Below are 17,104 nucleotides of genomic sequence, written 5' to 3'. Positions count from 1 at the left end.
CTTTGACGTTGTGGGGAGAGAAATCACTCATGTTTTTAAGACAAGATACACGTCCCGTAAAAGTGGGGAACTTAACGATTGGTGGCAGCAACGAGGTCATCATCCAGAGCATGTGTACAACGAAAACGGCAGACGTTGAGGCAACCGTGGCAGAGATTTTGCGTTTGGAAGAAGCAGGCTGCCAAGTGGTGCGTGTAACGGTGAACAATGAAGAAGCTGCTGCAGCCATCAAGGAAATCAAAAAACGGATTCATATTCCGCTCGTAGCGGATATCCATTTTAATTACAAACTGGCTCTCCTTGCGATTGAGAACGGCATCGATAAAGTACGGATTAATCCCGGCAATATCGGTAAACGATCCAAAGTGGAAGAAGTGGTCAAGGCTTGCAAAGAGAAAGGTATTCCGATTCGCATCGGGGTAAATGCCGGTTCGCTTGAAAACCATTTGCTTGAGAAGTATGGGTATCCTACGGCTGATGCTATGGTAGAAAGTGCATTGTATCACATTGGCATTCTGGAAGAGCTTGATTTCCATGATATCATTGTATCCCTCAAAGCTTCGGATGTACCGATGGCGATTGAAGCGTATACCAAAGCCGCTCAAATCATCAAGTATCCGTTGCATCTGGGAATTACCGAGGCGGGCACGTTGTTCTCGGGTACAATCAAAAGTTCTGCGGGTATGGGTGCCTTGTTATCCATGGGCATTGGGTCGACAATGCGGATATCGCTTAGTGCGGACCCGGTTGAGGAGATCAAAGTTGCTCGTGATCTGCTTAAAACCTTTGGGCTGATTTCCAATGCAGCTACGCTGATTTCATGCCCGACCTGTGGCCGTTTGGATATCGATCTGTTCTCCATTGCTAATGAGGTGGAAGAGTATATTTCCAAGCTCAAGGTGCCGATCAAAGTATCGGTGCTAGGTTGTGCTGTGAACGGTCCTGGCGAAGCAAAAGAAGCGGATATCGGAATTGCCGGTGCACGCGGAGAAGGCTTGTTATTCCGACATGGTAAAATGATCCGTAAAGTGCCGGAAGAAATCATGGTTGAGGAATTGAAAAAAGAGATCGACAAAATCGTGGAGTCCTATGAAACGACAGGGGTTATTCCAGGCCGCTCGCACTGATTCTTTTATATATGTTTCCTGCATCAGCCCGTCAGCAATGACGGGCTGTTTTGCATTCTCTGACATACAAATTGCCGTACACCCGTTTACGTCTCGGTGAAAAGGCTATACTACCAAGTATTAGCATGATCTCTTATGAGATAGGGACAGAACAGGAGGATGTGGAGACATGGAATTTGGTATGGTCATAATGATGATTCAGTTATTTTTTGGTGTGGTGATTGGTTTGTATTTCTGGAATTTGCTTCGTGGCCAGAAAACAAACCGCAGTGCCGTTGAGCGGGAATCCCGCAAGGAGCTGGAGAAACTGCGGAAGTTGCGCTCCATATCACTCACCAAACCCTTGGCCGAGAAGACACGTCCAGCAACGATTAATGACATTGTGGGGCAAAAGGACGGACTCCGGGCCCTTAAAGCTGCGCTATGCAGTGCTAATCCACAGCATGTCATTATATATGGCCCCCCAGGAGTGGGGAAAACAGCTGCTGCAAGGGTAGTTTTGGAAGAAGCTAAAAAGAATCCATCCTCTCCCTTCAAGCCCGATGCCAAATTCACGGAACTCGACGCCACAACGGCCCGTTTTGATGAACGGGGGATTGCTGACCCTTTGATTGGTTCAGTTCATGATCCAATCTATCAGGGAGCAGGAGCGATGGGGGTAGCAGGCATTCCTCAACCGAAACCTGGTGCTGTTACGAAGGCACACGGAGGTATGCTTTTTATTGATGAGATTGGTGAATTGCATTCCATCCAGATGAATAAGCTGCTTAAAGTGTTGGAGGATCGCAAGGTGTTTTTGGAGAGTGCGTACTATAACTCGGAAGACACGCATACTCCTGCTTATATCCACGATATTTTTCAAAATGGTCTGCCAGCCGATTTTCGCCTTGTCGGAGCGACGACACGTTCGCCCCATGAACTGCCTCCAGCTTTGCGGTCGCGGTGCATGGAGGTCTATTTCCGTCCATTGTTGCCCGAAGAGATCGGGCGAATAGCGGAAGATGCCGTGCAGAAAATCGGATTCAGTCCATGCCCGGAGGCTGTCGATGTGGTCAAGCGATATGCAACCAATGGGCGTGAAGCGGTGAACATTATTCAGCTCGCTGCAGGGCTGGCCTTGACCGAAAAAAGGGAAACACTGCAGGCGTCCGATGTGGAGTGGGTGGCTGGCAGCAGCCAGATTCAGCCCCGGCCAGATCGCAAGGTGCCTCAGCGGCCACAAATTGGTTTTGTCAATGGCTTGGCTGTATATGGACCGAATATGGGTACCATTTTGGAGATTGAAGTATCTGCTGTTCCGGCTCTTCGGGATCAGGGCCGAATCAACATTACGGGCGTTGTGGATGAAGAAGAGATTGGAGGCGGTTCGCGCACACTCCGGCGAAAAAGCATGGCTAAAGGCTCGGTTGAAAATGTGTTAACCGTATTAAAAGCCATGGGTATTCGTCCTAACGACTACGATTTACACGTTAATTTCCCGGGTGGAACGCCAATTGATGGTCCGTCTGCCGGGATTGCCATGGCCACTGCCATTACATCAGCCATCCAGGGGCGTCTTATTGATCATGAGACAGCGATGACGGGTGAGATTAGTATTCATGGCCGGGTGAAGCCGATCGGCGGTGTACTGGCCAAAGTAGAGGCTGCATTCCAGGCAGGGGCAAAGACGGTCATTATTCCGGCAGAGAATTGGCAGTCCATCTTTGATAATCTGGATGGCTTACGAGTTATCCCGGTGGATACGGTTGAGGACGTGTTCCGAGAAGTATTTGACTGGGTACCTGATCAGGAGCAAGCGAAACAAATGGACCTTGCCGAAGAGGCAGCGCCACCTTCACCGGAAATTTTTCCACCTGCATCCGCTTCTTATTTGCGTGCTGACTTGCCGCGTCCAGGACAGGTAACAGATTCGGGAAGCTGCTAAGCGCTTCCCTTCATTGGTTTTTTATGTGAACATTTGATAGAATAATGAATGACTACAACCTGAGAGCCATTGGAGGTGCGAAAGCGATGGGACCGAGCAAAGCGAAAGGTCGTCGTTTTCCTTTACTGCCTTTAAGAGGACTTCTCGTCTACCCGAGTATGGTACTGCATCTCGATGTGGGCCGGGAGAAATCGGTCAAGGCTTTAGAAAAAGCGATGGTAGAAGAACATTTGATTCTCCTATGTTCCCAAGCCGAGGTAAATATTGAAGAACCAACACAAGAGGACATTTTCAGAATCGGAACCGTAGCCAAGGTCAGACAGATGCTGAAGCTTCCAAACGGAACGATTCGTGTACTTGTGGAAGGCTTGGAACGGGCTGAAATTATTGAATATACGGACAACGAAGAGTATTACGAAGTGCTGGCACAGGAGCTTCCTGAAGAGGAGAACAGCCGTCCCGAAACGGATGCGCTAATGCGTACCGTTTTGAATCAGTTCGAAAATTATATTAATTTGTCCAAAAAGGTTACACCTGAGACACTTGCGGCCGTGTCTGATATTGAAGAACCAGGTCGATTGGCCGATGTTATCACAAGTCACCTGTCTCTGAAGATCAAGGACAAACAGGAGATTTTGGAGACGATCGATGTGCGGGAACGGCTGGAGAAGCTGCTGGACATCCTGAACAATGAGAGGGAAGTACTGGAGCTTGAACGCAAAATCAGCCAGCGAGTGAAGAAACAAATGGAGAAAACCCAGAAGGAATATTATTTGCGCGAGCAGATGAAGGCGATTCAAAAAGAACTGGGCGAGAAAGAGGGCCGTGCAGGCGAGGTTGAGGAACTCCGTAATCAGATGGAGGCTCTTGGCCTGCCGGACAAGGTAAAGGAAAAGGTTGAAAAGGAAATTGATCGTCTGGAGAAAATGCCATCGAGTTCTGCTGAAGGCGGGGTAATCCGCAACTATGTGGATTGGCTGCTGGGACTGCCTTGGACGCAGATGACAGCCGACGACCTGGATATTCAGAAGGCAGAAGATGTGCTCAACGCAGATCATTACGGTTTGGAAAAACCGAAAGAGCGTGTGCTTGAATATCTGGCTGTTCAAAAGCTGGTGAAAAAGCTTAAAGGGCCGATTCTCTGTCTTGTTGGACCTCCAGGGGTCGGCAAAACGTCACTGGCGCGCTCCATTGCCAGATCGCTTGGCCGCGAGTTTGTCAGAATATCGCTTGGCGGCGTAAGGGATGAAGCGGAAATTCGTGGACATCGTCGTACCTATGTGGGCGCAATGCCAGGCCGTATCATTCAGGGCATGAAGACGGCGGGTTCACTCAATCCGGTTTTCCTGCTGGACGAGATCGACAAAATGGCCTCAGACTTTCGTGGGGATCCTTCCGCAGCGCTGCTTGAGGTACTTGATCCCGAGCAAAACAACACATTCAGTGACCACTTTGTGGAGTTACCGTTTGACTTATCCAACGTTATGTTTGTAACAACCGCCAACACGGTGCATAACATTCCGCGTCCGCTTCTGGACCGGATGGAGATGCTCAACATTCCGGGATATACCGAACTGGAGAAGCTGCAAATCGCCAAGAATTATTTGCTGCCGAAGCAGAAACAGGACCATGGTCTGAAAGAAGATCAGCTGCATATCGGGGATGACAGCTTGTTGCGTGTCATTCGTGAATATACACGGGAGTCCGGGGTGCGGAATCTGGAACAGCAGATGGCTTCATTATGCCGAAAAGCGGCCAAAAACATCGTATCTGGTGTAGAAGGTCAAATTAATATCACATCGGATGAAGTGAAAGACTACCTTGGCCCTGGCAAATTCCGATACGGCATGGCCGAACTGGAAGATCAGATCGGTACGGTTACAGGTCTTGCATGGACTGAGGTGGGTGGAGATACCCTTGTGATTGAAGTTACGGTGGTACCTGGAACGGGCAAGCTGACTTTGACAGGTAAACTGGGCGATGTCATGAAGGAATCGGCTCAAGCAGCATTCAGCTACACCCGATCCAAAGCTGAACAATTGGGAATTCCGTCTGACTTCCATGAAAAGAACGATATCCATATTCACGTTCCGGAAGGGGCTATTCCCAAGGATGGACCATCTGCCGGGATTACAATGGCGACAGCGTTGATCTCTGCTCTGACGAACAAACATGTATCCAAAGATATTGCCATGACAGGCGAAATAACGCTACGTGGCCGTGTGTTACCAATCGGCGGACTGAAGGAAAAATCACTGGCAGCTCACCGGGCCGGTTACAAAAAAATATTATTGCCCAAGGATAACGAGCGGGACCTGCGGGATATTCCGGACAGCATCAAGGAAGATGTGGAATTTGTCCCCGTGGCCCATATGGATCAGGTGCTGCAACATGCACTTGTGGAACAGGCAGGATTACATCTGTAGCCCGTTAAACGAGGGATCGTATGAAGAGTAAACCGTTCTGCGGAAGCTTTGGCGTCCGTTGGAACGGTTTTTTTGGTATGATAGAACAATCCATGGCATAATACCAACATCAGCTTTCAATTAAGAGCATACGCGTTCAAGAGAGGACAGATACAATATGAAAGTAAATCAATCCGAATTTATTATCAGCGCCGTTCGGCCTGAACAATACCCCGAGGACGGCCTGCCCGAGATTGCCTTGGCAGGAAGATCAAATGTGGGGAAATCATCTTTGATTAACCGTTTGATTAATCGCAAAAATCTGGCACGGACGAGCTCTACCCCTGGTAAGACACAGCAATTGAACTATTACAAGATCAATCAGGATCTCTATTTTGTGGATTTCCCTGGATATGGTTATGCCAAAGTGTCGAAGCAGCAGCGTTTTGCCTGGGGCAAAATGATGGAGAAATATTTGCTGGAACGGAAAGAATTGAAGTTGGTCATGCAAATGGTGGATATGAGACATGAACCATCCAAGGATGACATGATGATGAACGACTGGCTCCGCCATCACGGTCTGCCTCTCGTTGTGGTAGCGACAAAGATGGACAAGATTCCAAAAACGCGCAGAGCCAAACATATCAAAGTGATCAAGGAAGCTTTGGATCTTCGTCCTGGCGATCTGTTTGTGCCCTTTTCATCCGAAGAGGGGTTGGGTAAAGAAGAATTATGGGAGATCATTACTCGCCATGCCGGGATCGGTGAAGCTTCGGTGGAAGAAGAAGCACAGGCTGACGAAAGCCACGAAATTAACGGATAAACGAGAGATTGCGGCGTTTTAATGCAGGAAAGTGAGCAACCTAGGTGTATCTTTAATGAGATCCAAGATTAATCCGTAATTTTCTGGAATTTCGTAAGAAATCCTGTTTTGGTTTAGAGCGAAATAGTGAGACGACAGTGTATAATGAATATAAGTGCATTTGTGCCAACAGTAACCAAAATACCGGCCTTGCCGGCCTGAAAAATTTTGAGATCACTGCCACAGGTACAGGAAGGCAAGACAATCGGGAAAGAATTGAGGAGATTTGTATGGCTCAGCGGTTAGCCACAGAGTACGTTAAAGCCACTTTTAAATTGTCAGAACCCCAGATGCATCAGTTTTTGCACATGACAGAAGACGGCCGGATTCATCATCGAGTCAAGGTGCTGGAGAATGGTTGCCAGGAGATCGTGCTAGAGGATGTGAGTGGAGAGGAAGTTCATTTCCCTTTTGACCGCCTTGAAGGGTTTTATATCTGTGAGTTATCTTGCCGCCTGGTAAACCCTCATCTGACCAACGTAGTCCGGAAGCTCTTTATGGCCTTTAAGGGTGACGGCGTTGTTCATCGAATTTACGAAGAGTTCACTATGACGTATGTTTATGCTCGTGGCACTGTCCGTAAAATTGTGGAGCAGACCGGGGAGAATGTCCGTGTCATTTACGAATACAAAAATACGCTGCTTGAATTGCAACATCTGTTCCAGGCTCGGGATGTTGAGCGCGAGATTAATCGGATATACGCCGAGATTGATTCACTCCTAGATACAAGAAATCATGCTTCTACTTCTGAACAACTCCATCAGATTGATGAGCAAATCGCTCTCCGCCGACAACGGATGTTTGAGCTTGAGGCTTATTGATCTAAGGGTGAAAGTCATACCCGATATATGCAAGTAAACATCCCCTAAAGCTCTGACCCATGGCACTTGCCTGGTTCCAGCAAAAGGGGATTTTTTGGTCTTTGCAAGTTTAAATTTTTTATTTTTTTACTTCCGGAAAAGGGTTGCATTCCATTTGAATAGATGTTATTTTTAATCTCGTTGAAAAGAATATAGGAACCAGGATTCACTCAGGACATTATATGTTGCGAGAGATTATTACCTCGGGAAGTGAATGACGTAGGTCCTAGCGGATGAAATTTTTTCAAACATTTTATTCCTAGGAAGGGGGAGCCGAAGGATGGAATATTCAACTTTCGGAAGACACGTTGCTGTTGATGCCTGGGGTGTCGACTTTGATCTACTGAACAGTGCGGAGTATTTGCAAGCTCAACTGGTTGAAGCAGCGGAGGCATGTGGCGCGACAGTGATGTCCGTACAATCCAAGCAGTTTGAGCCACAAGGAGCCACAGTGCTTGTACTGCTGTCTGAGAGCCATCTCTCGATTCACACGTACCCTGAAAGAGGTTTTGCAGCGATTGATTGCTACACGTGCGGGGAGACGGTAGACCCACAACTGGCCATTGACTACCTGGTATCCGTATTAAAACCTGAGAAAACGTACGCAAAGAAACTGGTACGCGGATTGGGCGAATTTCAAGTTGAAACACCAGAAATGAAACAAATCGAGTGGATCTAATGTTGAAAAACAACGCATGAACAATGTTCACATATTTGGGGTGGAAACGTAAATCATCCCAACCTTTATAGTCATGGAAATTCCATGGCTATTTGTTTTATATCAAGTTTCAGAAAATCTTCATCGTTAAAGAGGGATTAAGGAATAACGGTGAAGATTGGTGAGACACTACAATAAATGACCATGCATAAGATGATCTACATGGGGATTTCATAAACATTTCATAAAAATGGCCCGGTCACCGTATGGATATGTGATATAATTAACCATGTCAATCATAAATGGATAGACATATGTAGAAAACACTTTGATTGGAAATTTATTAGGCAGGTGAACTTGCAATGCACATCGTTGTCGTTGGTTTGAATTATCGCACGGCGCCTGTAGAGGTTAGGGAACGATTCACATTTGCAGAAAAGGACTTGTCTGAAGCGCTGCAGCAGCTCAAGCTGACCAAGAGTGTATTGGAAGGTGTAATCGTAGCCACATGTAACCGTACCGAGTTGTATGTTGTGGTAGACCGTCTTCACATGTGTGGTTATTTTATTCGGACATTCATGGAACAGTGGTTTAATGTTCCGCGGGAAGAATTTACGCAACACTTATATATATATGAAGATGATCAGGCCATGCGCCATTTGTTCCGTGTCATTTGTGGACTGGACTCCATGGTCATTGGTGAGACTCAGATTCTTGGGCAGGTGAAACAGGCTTTTTTCAAAGCTCAGGAAGAGAAGGCCACCGGAACATGGTTTAACATGCTGTTTAAACAAGCAGTTACATTGGGTAAACGGGCACATTCGGAAACCTCAATTGGGGAAAGTGCGGTTTCTGTAAGTTATGCTGCTGTTGAACTGGGCAAACGGATTTTTGGCATGTTCACAGACAAGAAGGTGCTGATCCTGGGTGCCGGCAAAATGAGTGAACTTACAGTGAAACATCTCTATGCTAATGGAGCATCCGAAGTGATCGTGGCGAATCGTACACTTGCGCGGGCCGAAGAATTGGCAGCCAAGTTCCGAGGAACTCCGTGTACGATGGAGCAGGCATTGGATCGGTTAAATGAAGTTGATATTGTGATCAGTTCCACAGGGGCTGAGCGTTATATACTGGATGCGACCGTTGTCCGGGATAGTATGAAGCGCCGCCAATCGCGCCCGCTGTTCCTGATTGATATTGCCGTTCCGCGGGATATTGATCCGGCGATTGGTGAGTTATCCAATGTATTTCTCTATGATATTGATGATCTGGAAGGAATCGTGGAGAGCAACCTGGAGATGCGCAAGGTGGAAGCTGCCAAGATTGAGAGAATGATTGAACTCGAGATGGAAGACTATTATCAATGGCTCAAAACACTGGGTGTTCGTCCTGTGATTCGTGCCTTGCAGGAGAAAGGTGCTTCCATCCATGAAGAGACGATGGATAGTCTGTTCAACAAGTTGCCTGAACTGGATGAACATCAACGAAAAGTCATTCGTCGCTTGACCAAGAGTATCGTGAATCAAATGACGACAGATCCGATTAACCGGATCAAGGAAATGGCAGGAACCAAGCACGGTGATGAAGCGCTGCGCATGTTTACTCAGATTTTTGCCCTGGAGAATGCAGTAGAGGGGGCCGCTGAGAAAGTGAACCAGAGCGATGCTACGGCATTGCGCAAACCAGCCGTCGTTCATCTTAACGATACCCGGCAAGATCCCGTGCCGGCTTATGCTCCGGCAGGCGTATAAGGTGGGTGGGCAGCTTGACCCTTGCTGAACAAGTCTATGAAGCTTTAATTTATATGTATGCCCTGAGCCTACTGTTCTATTTCTCGGACTGCATTCGACGCAATGTGGGGGCGAAGCGGACAGGCACAGGGTTTCTTGTTGTTGTTTGGGGTCTGCAGGTGACGCATGTCATTCTGCGTATGTGGATCGAAGGCCACTTTCCATTCTATACAACTTTTGATTTTTTGTTTCTATTTTCATTCAGCATTGTACTGATGTCTCTTGTAATGACACGTGTTCAGCGTTCTGAATTTGTTATCTTGCTGCTAAATGTTGTGGGGTTCTCCGTAACCGTTTTGAACCGATTGTGGTTCACGGCAGGAGAGATTTCATTACACAATTGGCAGACTGTGCATGGACTGCTCATTATGCATATCACATTGGCCAATCTTGGATTTGCAGCGTTAACCGTTGCTGCAGTGTTTGCCATGTTATATCTGTTCCTGCACCGCAAGCTGAAGCATAAAAAGTGGAATGATACCGTCCGTCGTTTGCCGAGTTTGGAAGTAATCGGTAAATACATGGATACGGCCACATTGATTGGTACGCCTCTCCTTGGTGTTTCGGTCATGCTCGCGGTGTTGTCTATAGTGGCCGAAACACGCTGGAGTCTGCTGTTGGATCTCAAAGTTATAGCAACAGGGCTTGCCATAGCTATTTATGTGGGGTACTTCGTCTTCAAAAGAAGGAAACAATTCTCTACAGTCATTATGGCAAGATGGACGCTGATCGGTTATGGCTTTGTCATTATTAGTTTTTTATCCAATGCATATTCAGCGTTTCATCGTTGGACGGGAGTGTGAAAGGGATGGAACGATACACGCCGATATTTGTAGATTTATCGAGGAAGTCATGCTGTGTAATTGGAGGCGGGCGTGTTGCAGAACGTAAAATAAAAGGTTTGCTCCATGCGGAGGCACAGATCACGGTGATCAGCCCGGAAATTACGTCAACATTACAACAATTGCATCAGGATTCCCGAATTCAATGGATAGCCCGGTCCTACCGCAATGGAGATTTGCGGGGGGCCTTTCTCGTATATGCAGCAACGGATCATAGTGAAGTGAACTTATCCGTTGTACGTGAAGCTGAAGAAGCGGGTATACTGGTCAATGACGCCATGTCGGCCGAGAACAGTACCTTTATTACACCAAGTGTGGTGAGACGAGGCAGGCTGAGTATCGCGATATCGACTGCTGGAGCAGGCCCTGCAGCTGCAGCAGAGATTCGTGCCACGCTGGAACAGCAATTTGGAGAGGAATACGAGACATATATTGATTTTTTGTATCAGATGAGGATGGAAGTGAAGGCACGTGTATCTTCTCCGAGTCTGCGGGGAAAATTGCTCCGTCGTTTAACCGAGATGGATGTGCTGGAACATATTCGTACAGGACAGTTTCAGTATTGGACCGAAGAACAAATTGGGGACTGGATATCCCATAATCAGGAGGACGTGTAGATATGCGGACAATTAAAGTGGGAAGCAGACAAAGCGCACTTGCTTTGACTCAGACTGGTCATGTCATTCAGGACTTACGTGATATTTGTGAGCGAGAAGGATTAGCTTTTGACTTTGAAGTACATAAAATCGTTACAAAAGGAGATTTGATTCTTGACGTAACACTGTCCAAAGTCGGAGGCAAGGGACTGTTTGTCAAAGAGATCGAACAGGCAATGATGGATCACGCGATCGACATGGCCGTTCATAGTATGAAGGATATGCCTTCAGAGTTGCCTGAAGGATTGACGAATGGAGCTGTTCCGCGTCGTGCAGACCCACGGGATGCCTTGATTTCCAATGGAGGACTTACGCTCGATCAACTGCCTGAAGGTGCAAAAGTCGGGACAAGCAGCCTGCGCCGTTCCAGTCAATTAAAGGCATACCGCCCGGATTTGCAACTTGAATCTCTTCGCGGCAATATTGATTCCCGTTTACGGAAGCTGGAGACAGAAGGTTTGGATGCCATTATTTTGGCTGCGGCTGGTTTGTATCGAATGGGATGGCAGGATCGGATTACGGAATATCTCTCAGAGGAGGCTTGTCTTCCCGCAGTAGGTCAGGGGGCGTTGGGCATTGAGTGCCGTGAAGATGATGCTGAGCTGCTTCACCTGTTACAGTTGTACAATGACCCGGAAACGGCATTACCTGTGTTGGCTGAACGACGCTTCCTTAGCGTACTGAATGGAGGCTGCCAGGTTCCGATTGGAGCTCATGCCATATGGGTGCCACAGCAAGATGCAGTTTCCCCGAATGGACAAAACGCGTTACAATTAACAGGTATGGTCGGTACACCGGACGGTGGGCTGATTCTTAAAGAAACTCTGACAGGGAAAGATCCGGTTCGTCTTGGTGAAGAAGTGGCTTGGAGATTGATTGAACGGGGAGCAGAGCAGATACTGGCAGAAGTTAGGGGATGAAGATATGGTGGGAAAGGTCTTTTTGGTAGGTGCTGGTCCAGGGGATGCCAAACTGATTACGGTTAAGGGTTGGGAAACGATCGGTAAAGCGGATGCTGTCGTGTACGATCGGCTGGCAAGTCCGAGATTGCTTAAACAAATGAAGCCCGGCGCGGTGAAGATATATGTAGGTAAACGGCCGGATCGACACACGATGAAGCAGGAAGAGATCAACCAGTTACTGGTGGATCTTGCTCTGGAAGGAAAAGTTGTGGTCCGGCTTAAAGGGGGAGACCCGACGATATTTGGACGCGTAGGTGAAGAGGCTGATTTGCTCCGCAAAAACGGTGTTCCTTATGAAATCGTACCTGGGGTAACCGCAGCCATAAGTGTACCTGCTTACGCCGGAATACCCGTGACCCACCGCGACTATGCTTCATCCATCTCCATTATTACGGGGCATGAAAGTCCGGACAAGCTTGATCGCAGTATCCACTGGGATAAAGTGACAAATGCAACGGGCACACTTGTGTTCATGATGGGCGTCGCCAAAATTGGTTATATTAGTGAGCAATTAATCCGTCATGGACGTCCGTCGCAAACACCAGTTGCATTGGTCCGCTGGGGAACCAGAGCAGAGCAGGACACGATCACAGGCACACTTGAGGATATCGAAGCAAAAGTCATCGCTGCGAACTTTCAACCGCCAGCTGTCATTGTTGTCGGTGATGTTGTAAACCAACGGGAACAATTGAAATGGGCGGAAGCACTGCCGCTGTTTGGCAAACGAATTCTGGTGACCCGGGCACGCAGTCAGGCTAGTGAATTGGTGAACCGGATTGAAGAACTGGGCGGGGAACCTTACGAGTTCCCGGTGATTGAGACCGTGATGCCATCAGGGGAGTCGGCACAAGAAAGTGTCAAACAAGCCTTTGGTGCGTTAAATACATTTGACTGGGTATTTTTCACGAGTGTGAACGGGGTGGAATTTTTCTTTCGTCATTTGCAGGAACAGGGCAAGGATGTCCGCTCCATGCATCAAGCTAGAGTTGCTGCGGTGGGACCTTCCACCGGGGAAGCTCTCCGTAAATATGGCATTGTTGCTGAGGTCATCCAGGGACCATTTCAGGCAGAAGGCATGCTTGAAGCGTTCGAAAGCGAACTGAAGGAAGGCCAGAGGGTTCTGTTACCGCATGGAGACCTCGCGCGCTCCTGGTTGCCTGAACAGTTGAGGGAACGGGGACTGCAGGTCACCGAGGCGATTATCTATGACACCATTCTGGCTGGTGAGGATGATGATGAACTGTTGAAACTGCTTGAAGAGGGCGGCATTCATGCGGTGACCTTCACGAGTTCATCCACCGTCACCAATTTCATGAACATTCTTAAACGAATGGGATTGCAGGACCCTTTGCCTTTATTGAAAAATGTAGAGGTTGCTTGTATCGGACCCGTTACAGCGAAGACAGCTGAGGCAGCCGGGTTGAACGTCACTTTGATGGCTGAAGAAGCTACCATTGAGAGCCTGATCTCTGTTTTATGTGAGTGGAAACGGAAGCCGGCTACAGAAGCTGCATTTCCTCATTGATTCTATAAATTGAACCGCAATCGATAGATGAAGCGTGCTGAATTCGTTACGATACCGGCGCGCTTCGCTTTTTGCCCACCAAATGAATAGGAGGTTTCACACGTATGAGTTTTCCAATAGTGCGGCATCGCCGTTTACGTCAATCCGCAGGTATTCGCAATATGGTGAGAGAGACCCATTTGACTGTGGATGACTTTATCCAACCGATCTATGTTACCTATGGTGAAAATGTGAAATCCGAGATCAAATCCATGCCTGGCGTATTCCGCTTCTCGCTGGACCGTTTACAGGAAGAAGTGAAGGAGATTGCGGAACTCGGTATTCCAGCTGTGCTGTTATTCGGTATTCCGGAAACCAAAGATCCTGTCGGTTCGTCAGGATTCGCGGATAATGGCATTGTTCAGGAAGCCACGAAGTTGATCAAATCCTGGTATCCGGAGCTGCTCGTTGTTGCAGATACCTGCCTGTGTGAATTCACGGATCACGGTCATTGTGGCATGGTACACACGGTTGAAATCGACGGTCATATATGCGGAGATGTTCTCAATGACGAATCGCTGGATCTGCTCGTGAAAACAGCCGTGTCGCAAGCCAAGGCGGGTGCGGATATTATTGCCCCATCCAACATGATGGACGGATTTGTACAAGCCATCCGCGCCGGACTGGATGAGAATGGTTTTAGTCACATTCCGATTATGTCCTATTCTGTAAAATATGCTTCAGCATTCTATGGTCCATTCCGCGAAGCTGCGGATTCCACACCTCAATTCGGAGATCGCAAGTCGTATCAGATGGATCCGGCGAACGCTCGTGAAGCGTTGCGTGAAGCGGAGACGGATGTGTTGGAAGGCGCGGATATGTTGATGGTGAAACCTTCACTGTCCTATCTCGATGTCATGCGTACGATTAAAGATCAATTCGATCTTCCACTGGTTGCTTATAACGTAAGTGGAGAGTATGCCATGGTGAAAGCAGCTGCGATTCAAGGCTGGATTGATGAGAAGAAAGTCGCCATGGAAATTCTGCTCAGCATGAAACGCGCAGGTGCAGATATGATTATTACCTACTACGGAAAAGATGCTTCACGCTGGCTGGCTGAGAAATAATAACTTGTTTTGATAACAGCTATGAGATGAACAAGATCTATTATGACTTCTCAAAAAAATAGATAAAAGGCCTCTACCCGTATGTTTGGAGAGGCCTCATCACTAAGGAGGATGTTCATGACCGCACAACAAGGAACTCGTCGCAATGATGAGCGCTCACGCAGCGCATTTGAAGAAGCAAAGCAGTACATACCCGGGGGGGTAAACAGCCCGGTTCGGGCATTCAAATCGGTTGGACTTACCCCAATCTATGCAGAGCGCGGAGAAGGCTCCAAAATCTATGATATTGATGGCAATGTTTTTATTGACTACGTAGGATCATGGGGTCCGCTTATTATGGGACATGCGCATCCTGAAGTTGTTGAAGCTTTGCGTGAGACGGCCCTTAAAGGAACAAGTTTTGGCGCGCCAACGCTGCTGGAGACAGAGATGGCAAAGCTCGTCTGTGAGCGTGTGCCCTCAATTGATATTGTACGCATGGTGAATTCCGGTACGGAAGCGACCATGAGTGCGATTCGGCTGGCACGTGGTGTAACAGGACGCAGTAAAATTTTGAAGTTTGAAGGATCGTACCATGGGCATGCCGACAGCTTGCTGATCAAAGCAGGTTCTGGTGTAGCAACACTGGGTCTGCCTGACAGCCCGGGTGTTCCTGAAGGCGTAGCCATAAATACGATTACGGTTCCATACAATGACCTGGAGTCGGTGAAGCTTGCTTTTGAACGTTATGGTGAAGAACTGGCAGCCATTATTGTGGAACCTGTTGCGGGGAATATGGGTGTCGTACCACCGATTCCGGGTTTCCTTGAAGGGCTGCGGAGTCTGACGTCTCAATACGGAAGTCTGCTCATTTTTGATGAAGTGATGACCGGTTTCCGTGTGGGACTGAACTGTGCTCAGGGACGTTACGGCGTAACACCTGACCTGACTTGTCTGGGAAAAGTTATCGGTGGTGGACTTCCGGTAGGCGCTTATGGCGGCAGACGTGATCTGATGGAACAGATTGCTCCAACTGGGCCGATCTATCAGGCAGGTACACTGAGCGGTAATCCGCTGGCTATGGCGGCAGGCTATACGACCCTCAAATTGTTGACACCGGAGGTTTATGATCGCCTGGAGACGCTGTCTGCTCGCTTGCAGGCTGGATTTGAGAAGAATGCAGCAGAGACAGGGGTAGCGGTGACCATTAACCGTGTTGGTTCCATGGTTTGTCCATTTTTCAGTGCGGTTCCGGTTACGAATTATGATATCGCCAAAGAAAGCAATCTGGATCAATTCCGTCGTTACTTTGCGGCTATGATTGATCAAGGTGTCAGTGTTGCCCCTTCTCAATACGAAGGCATGTTTGTTTCTGGCGTGCATACGGAGCAGGATATTGACGATACGATCGAGGCAAACCGTAAGGCTCTTCAATCATTATGACCATTAAAAGTTGGAAACGCCGTGGGGAATGGATTGAGCTGATGCCAGGCAAGGTGGTGACAGGCAGTTCAGACAGGCAAACGGCTGCAGAGCAATGGCTCTTGTCTGAGCTTCAGTTACCAGAAAAAATGCTGCGTCAGCTTAAGAAGAACCAGGGGGTACAACTTGCAGGGGATCGGCTTCGGCTGGCCCTTTTTGCGTCTCAGCCAATAGATGTTGAACCGCGGTGGGCCGATATTGATGTACTGTATGAGGATGATTTCTGTTTGGTTGTGCACAAACCGGCGGGAATGAAACTTCATCCCGATGGGAGTCGAATGGACCAAGCGATTACGCTGGATCACGCGGTGGCTTCCTATTACGAAATGAATGGAATTCAGGCCAGTGTACGCCATGTTCATCGTCTGGATGAGGATACCACCGGACCGGTTTTATATGCCAAAAATGCTTTTGCCCTCGCCAAATTGGATGAAGCGATGCGTAACAAAGATATTGGACGCCAGTATGTCGCCATTGCAGGCGGTCAAATATCTCAGGAACTCAGGACAATTGATGCTCCGATTGGCAAGGACAGGCATCACAAGCAACGCAGACGTGTCTCGGAAGGGGGGCAGGAAGCCGTCACCCATTTGGAGATCGTGAAGGTGTGGGATAAAGCTACTCTTGTTCGTCTGACACTGGATACAGGACGCACACACCAGATTCGGGTGCACTTAAGTTATGCAGGACACCCCCTCGTTGGAGATGAGCTGTATGGAGGTAGAAGGGATTCTATTGGGCGACAGGCACTTCACGGGGAGACACTGAGTTTTGATCATCCGCTGACTGGAGCACGAATTGAAGTGGCTGACCCTTGGCCTTCGGATCTCCTACAGCTGGCACAACGTGAAGGCAAGGACCAATAAACCGGTAAGGTTTGCACAAAAGGTGGCATGCTCATCTCATTCAAGGCATATAGATGGGGT

At 48.1% G+C, this 17,104-nt stretch carries 14 protein-coding genes; all 14 read left to right on the top strand.

Features of this window, described 5'->3' with window-relative positions:
- Nucleotides 1-29 precede the first annotated feature (29 nt).
- The 14 genes from ispG (at nt 30) to JNUCC31_RS08015 (ending at nt 17,044) form a co-directional block, all read left to right on the top strand.
- Nucleotides 30-1,127 (top strand): flavodoxin-dependent (E)-4-hydroxy-3-methylbut-2-enyl-diphosphate synthase, encoded by a 1,098-nt coding sequence (gene ispG, locus JNUCC31_RS08080; protein WP_090904393.1) that lies wholly within the window; start codon nt 30-32, stop codon nt 1,125-1,127.
- Between the two features lie 169 nt (nt 1,128-1,296).
- Nucleotides 1,297-3,051, top strand: coding sequence for an ATP-dependent protease LonB (lonB, locus tag JNUCC31_RS08075; protein ID WP_192270318.1), 1,755 nt, complete (start codon nt 1,297-1,299; stop codon nt 3,049-3,051).
- Between the two features lie 86 nt (nt 3,052-3,137).
- Nucleotides 3,138-5,477 carry an endopeptidase La gene (gene lon, locus JNUCC31_RS08070; RefSeq protein ID WP_192270316.1) on the top strand — a complete coding sequence of 780 codons (2,340 nt, stop codon included), beginning with the start codon at nt 3,138-3,140 and terminating at the stop codon, nt 5,475-5,477.
- Between the two features lie 157 nt (nt 5,478-5,634).
- Nucleotides 5,635-6,279 (top strand): ribosome biogenesis GTP-binding protein YihA/YsxC, encoded by a 645-nt coding sequence (gene yihA / locus JNUCC31_RS08065; protein ID WP_192270314.1) that lies wholly within the window; start codon nt 5,635-5,637, stop codon nt 6,277-6,279.
- 269 nt (nt 6,280-6,548) lie between these two features.
- On the top strand, nt 6,549-7,139 hold the full coding sequence (locus JNUCC31_RS08060) for a non-ribosomal peptide synthetase module (RefSeq protein ID WP_192270312.1): 591 nt from the start codon (nt 6,549-6,551) through the stop codon (nt 7,137-7,139).
- A gap of 319 nt (nt 7,140-7,458) precedes the next feature.
- The gene (speD, locus tag JNUCC31_RS08055) at nt 7,459-7,857 is read left to right on the top strand and encodes an adenosylmethionine decarboxylase (RefSeq protein ID WP_192270310.1); all 399 of its coding nucleotides are present in this window, start codon (nt 7,459-7,461) and stop codon (nt 7,855-7,857) included.
- Nucleotides 7,858-8,198: 341 nt separating this feature from the next.
- Nucleotides 8,199-9,587, top strand: a complete 1,389-nt coding sequence (gene hemA / locus JNUCC31_RS08050) for a glutamyl-tRNA reductase (protein WP_192270308.1) — start codon at nt 8,199-8,201, stop codon at nt 9,585-9,587.
- A gap of 14 nt (nt 9,588-9,601) precedes the next feature.
- Nucleotides 9,602-10,429, top strand: a complete 828-nt coding sequence (gene ccsA / locus JNUCC31_RS08045; protein WP_379385324.1) for a cytochrome c biogenesis protein CcsA — start codon at nt 9,602-9,604, stop codon at nt 10,427-10,429.
- Nucleotides 10,430-10,434: 5 nt separating this feature from the next.
- On the top strand, nt 10,435-11,085 hold the full coding sequence (locus tag JNUCC31_RS08040; protein WP_192270306.1) for a precorrin-2 dehydrogenase/sirohydrochlorin ferrochelatase family protein: 651 nt from the start codon (nt 10,435-10,437) through the stop codon (nt 11,083-11,085).
- Between the two features lie 2 nt (nt 11,086-11,087).
- Nucleotides 11,088-12,044, top strand: coding sequence for a hydroxymethylbilane synthase (gene hemC, locus JNUCC31_RS08035; protein ID WP_192270304.1), 957 nt, complete (start codon nt 11,088-11,090; stop codon nt 12,042-12,044).
- A 4-nt stretch (nt 12,045-12,048) separates the two neighbouring features.
- A complete protein-coding gene (cobA, locus tag JNUCC31_RS08030) occupies nt 12,049-13,611 on the top strand; it encodes a uroporphyrinogen-III C-methyltransferase (RefSeq protein ID WP_192270302.1) in 1,563 nt (520 codons plus the stop codon).
- 104 nt (nt 13,612-13,715) lie between these two features.
- Nucleotides 13,716-14,717 carry a porphobilinogen synthase gene (gene hemB, locus JNUCC31_RS08025; RefSeq protein ID WP_192270300.1) on the top strand — a complete coding sequence of 334 codons (1,002 nt, stop codon included), beginning with the start codon at nt 13,716-13,718 and terminating at the stop codon, nt 14,715-14,717.
- 117 nt (nt 14,718-14,834) lie between these two features.
- On the top strand, nt 14,835-16,139 hold the full coding sequence (gene hemL, locus JNUCC31_RS08020) for a glutamate-1-semialdehyde 2,1-aminomutase (protein ID WP_192270298.1): 1,305 nt from the start codon (nt 14,835-14,837) through the stop codon (nt 16,137-16,139).
- Nucleotides 16,136-17,044, top strand: coding sequence for an RluA family pseudouridine synthase (locus JNUCC31_RS08015; protein ID WP_192270296.1), 909 nt, complete (start codon nt 16,136-16,138; stop codon nt 17,042-17,044). The genes hemL and JNUCC31_RS08015 overlap by 4 nt, the downstream gene beginning before the upstream one ends.
- Nucleotides 17,045-17,104 lie beyond the last annotated feature (60 nt).

Origin of the sequence: Paenibacillus sp. JNUCC-31 (genome assembly GCF_014844075.1) — a bacterium.
Taxonomy (GTDB): domain Bacteria; phylum Bacillota; class Bacilli; order Paenibacillales; family Paenibacillaceae; genus Paenibacillus.
Note: the sequence above shows the minus strand (reverse complement) of the source record. Positions and strands in the feature narration are given on the sequence as shown.